Source organism: Rhodoferax sp. (genome assembly GCF_023700745.1).
GTDB lineage: Bacteria > Pseudomonadota > Gammaproteobacteria > Burkholderiales > Burkholderiaceae_C > Rhodoferax.
In genome coordinates this window covers 1-3,478 of record NZ_JAMPYG010000035.1, presented here as the reverse complement: position 1 = coordinate 3,478, position 3,478 = coordinate 1, and the positions used below count along the sequence as shown (strand labels likewise).

General features: G+C 62.4%; 4 protein-coding genes and 1 pseudogene. 4 read left to right on the top strand and 1 reads right to left on the bottom strand.

Going from position 1 to position 3,478, the window contains the following annotated elements; translation table 11 throughout:
• From NDJ10_RS15245 to NDJ10_RS15230, 4 genes are all read left to right on the top strand, one after another.
• Positions 1-953, top strand: a 953-nt coding sequence (locus tag NDJ10_RS15245; RefSeq protein WP_363318727.1) for a KpsF/GutQ family sugar-phosphate isomerase, incomplete at its 5' end; no start/stop codon positions are given.
• On the top strand, positions 953-1,498 hold the full coding sequence (locus NDJ10_RS15240) for an HAD hydrolase family protein (RefSeq protein ID WP_296163864.1): 546 nt from the start codon (positions 953-955) through the stop codon (positions 1,496-1,498). The genes NDJ10_RS15245 and NDJ10_RS15240, both read left to right, overlap by 1 nt.
• The gene (lptC, locus tag NDJ10_RS15235) at positions 1,495-2,109 is read left to right on the top strand and encodes an LPS export ABC transporter periplasmic protein LptC (protein WP_296163861.1); all 615 of its coding nucleotides are present in this window, start codon (positions 1,495-1,497) and stop codon (positions 2,107-2,109) included. The genes NDJ10_RS15240 and lptC overlap by 4 nt, the downstream gene beginning before the upstream one ends.
• A gap of 11 nt (positions 2,110-2,120) precedes the next feature.
• A complete protein-coding gene (locus NDJ10_RS15230) occupies positions 2,121-2,906 on the top strand; it encodes an SDR family oxidoreductase (protein WP_296163858.1) in 786 nt (261 codons plus the stop codon).
• Positions 2,907-2,992: 86 nt separating this feature from the next.
• Here the strand turns inward: NDJ10_RS15230 and NDJ10_RS15225 are convergent.
• Positions 2,993-3,394, bottom strand: a pseudogene (locus NDJ10_RS15225) (RNA-binding protein); the annotation flags it as partial.
• Between the last annotated feature and the right edge of the window lie 84 nt (positions 3,395-3,478).

The window sequence follows — 3,478 nt, the reverse complement described above, 5'->3', positions numbered from 1 at the left end:
TGGCGCTCGCGCTCGAAACGCTCGACATTGAAGCCGCCGCCCTGCTTGGCCTCAAGCAGCACATCGGCCCCGACTTTGCGCAAGTGGTGCGCCTGATGCTGGCGGTGCAAGGCCGCGTGGTGGTGATGGGCATGGGCAAAAGTGGCCACATTGGCCGCAAAATTGCCGCCACGCTGGCGTCCACCGGCACTCCGGCCATGTTTGTGCATCCAGCCGAAGCCAGCCATGGCGACCTCGGCATGATCAAGCCGGTAGACGTGGTGCTGGCCATTTCAAACAGTGGCTCGTCTGAAGAACTCACCGCCATTTTGCCGATGATCAAACGCCTGGGCGCCCCGCTGGTGGCCATGACCGGCCATGCCGACTCGATCCTGGCGCGCCACGCCAACTATTTTCTGAACAGTGGTGTCACCAAGGAAGCCTGCCCGCTCAACCTGGCCCCGACCGCGAGCACCACGGCGCAGCTGGCGCTCGGTGATGCACTGGCGGTGGCCCTGCTCGACGCCCGCGGCTTCAAGGCCGAAGACTTTGCCCGCTCGCACCCGGGCGGTGCGCTGGGGCGCAAACTGCTCACGCTGGTCAGCGATGTGATGCGCAGCGGCGACCAGGTGCCCAGCGTCGGCCTGCACGCCAGCTTCAGCGAACTGATGCGCGAAATGAGCGCCAAAGGCCTGGGCGCCGCCGCCGTGTTGGATGCCAGCGGCCAGGTACAGGGCATTTTTACCGACGGTGATTTGCGTCGCCTGATTGAAAAAGGTGTCGATTTGCGCAGCAGCACCGCGCAACAAGTGATGCACCCGCAGCCCTGCACCATCAGCCGCGATGCGCTGGCGGTCGACGCCGTCGAACTCATGGAGCAGCGTCGCATTACCAGCGTGCTGGTGCTGGACGCAGAGGGCAAACTGTGCGGCGCACTCAACAGCAACGACCTGATGCGGGCCAAGGTGATCTGATGCCCCCCGCCCTCAATTTCCCGCCCGACCTGCTCCTCAAGGCGCAGGGCATCCGTGTGGTTTTTCTGGATGTTGACGGTGTCCTCACCGACGGCGGCCTGTATATCTCGGAGCAAGGCGAGACCATCAAACGCTTCAACACGCTCGACGGCCATGGCCTCAAACTGCTGCAGCGTGCCGGCATCACGCCGGCCGTGATCACCGGGCGTGACTCTAAAGCACTGCGCCTGCGGCTGGCGGCGCTGGGCATTGAACACGCCCACTTCGGCACCGAAGACAAGCGCCCGGCAGCCGAGCTCACCCTCAAGGCACTCGGGCTGGACTGGCAGCAGGCTGCGGCCATGGGCGATGACTGGCCTGATTTGCCGGTGCTGTTGCGCTGCGCATTCACCTGCGCCCCTGCCAATGCCCAGGCCGAGCTGCTGGCCCAGGCCGATTACGTGACACAGCGCCAGGGAGGTGGCGGCGCGGTACGCGAACTATGCGACCTGCTGCTGGTGGCCAGCGGCCGTTATGTTGACTTGTTGCAAGAAGCCATGTCATGAACAAGCTGCATGACTGGCTGGACCGGCTCAGCCTGTATCTGCCTGTGCTGTTGATGGGGCTGCTGGCCCTGGCGACCTATTGGCTGGTGCGCAGCACCCCAGGACTGGAGCACAAAGCGCCAGCGGCCGCCGTAAGGCACCTGCCCGACTACTTCATCCACCAGTTCTCGATCAAGACCTTTGATACCCATGGCCAGCTCAAGAGTGAAGTCATGGGTCGGGATGGACGCCATTTCCCGGACACCGACACGCTCGAAATTGACCAGGTGCACATCCGCTCCTTTAACATCGAAGGACTGCTGACCACAGCCACGGCGCACCAGGCCCTCGTCAACAGCGATGCATCGGAGGTCCAACTCATCGGGCAAGCGCTGGTCGAGCGCAAGGCCAGCATTGACAAAAACGGCAAGGAAAAAGCCGATCTGACCTTCCGAGGCGAGTATTTACACGCCTTCATGAACACCGATCGCGTCAAATCACACAAACCGGTCGAGCTCACCCGTGGCCCGGACCGTTTTACCGCCGACAGCATGGACTACGACAACCGCGAAGGCATCATGCTGCTCACGGGGCGGGTCCGGGGCCACCTGGCGCCCACCAAAACACCCTGAAAGCAGCCCGCATGACGCCCCCCTTGGTCCTGATTACCGGTGCCTCCAGCGGCATTGGCCAGGCCATGGCCTTGCATTACGCCCGCCTGGGCTATCGACTGGCTTTGGTGGCGCGGCGCAGCCAGGCCATCCAAAGCTGGCTCGACGCGCACGCCATCCGGCCAGAAAACTACGTTATTTACTGCGCCGATGTCGCCCAATCCAGCCAGATGGCCAGCCTGGCACAGGCATGCATCGCGCAACAGGGGCTGCCCGATGTGGTGATCGCCAACGCCGGCATCAGCATCGGCGTGGACACGTCAGTGCCCGACGATCTGGCCGTCATGGCCAACATCCTGGCAACCAATGTGATAGGGATGGCGGCCACCTTTGGCCCCTTCATTGCACCCATGGTGGCACGCGGCTCGGGCACGCTGGTCGGCATTGGCAGCGTCGCAGGCATTCGCGGCCTGCCCGGCCATGGCGGCTACTGCGCCAGCAAAGCCGCAGTGATCAGTTATTGCGAAAGCCTGCGCGGCGAATTGCGCACCAGCGGTATCAAGGTGGTCACGCTGTGCCCAGGCTACATTGCCACCCCGCTGACGCAAAACAACCAGTACACCATGCCGTTTTTGATGTCGCCCGAAATGTTTGCCAACAAAGCAGTGCGCGCCATCGCAGCAGGCAGCAGCTACCGCGTGATTCCATGGCAAATGGGCGTGGTGGCCAAGTTGCTGCGTTTGCTGCCCAACACCCTGTTTGACCGCCTGTTTGCCGGACGGCCGCGCAAACCGCGTGTGACAGACCCGTCAGACTGACACACCCAACAAAAAGGGCCCCGAAGGACCCTTTTGTGCTTGCCAGGAGTGAACCTGGCGAAGTTGGTATCAGCTTAGTAGCTGCTACGGCCACCGCCGTAACCACCGCCACCGCCGCCTGAACGGCCACCGCCAGCGCCACCGCCGTAGCCGCCGCCACCGGAACGGCCGCCGCCAGCGCCGCCGCCGTAACCGCCACCACCACCGAAGCCGCCGCCACCCGAACGGGGAGGACGAGGCTCCATCGGACGTGCTTCGTTGACCACGAGGCCACGACCACCGAATTGCTGGCCATTCATGGCTTCAATGGCGGTTTGTGCTTGTGCATCATCGGCCATTTCGACAAAACCGAAACCCTTGGAGCGACCGGTGTCACGTTCCATCATGACTTTGGCGCTGGTGACGGTACCGTGGGCTGCGAACGCTTGTTGCAGATCATCATCACGGAAAGAATATGGCAGATTGCCGACGTAAAGTTTGTTGCCCATGAAAGGACTCCTCAAAATAACTCAAAACGCGATGGAGTCCATAACCGCAATCAACAAACCAATAAAGACTTAAAGCAGACGCGA

What these genes read in the sequence shown, in the direction of transcription:
- NDJ10_RS15240 (WP_296163864.1), top strand. Translation starts at nt 953, where the DNA reads ATGCCCCCCGCCCTCAATTTCCCGCCCGACCTGCTCCTCAAGGCGCAG.
- lptC (WP_296163861.1), top strand. Translation starts at nt 1,495, where the DNA reads ATGAACAAGCTGCATGACTGGCTGGACCGGCTCAGCCTGTATCTGCCT.
- NDJ10_RS15230 (WP_296163858.1), top strand. Translation starts at nt 2,121, where the DNA reads ATGACGCCCCCCTTGGTCCTGATTACCGGTGCCTCCAGCGGCATTGGC.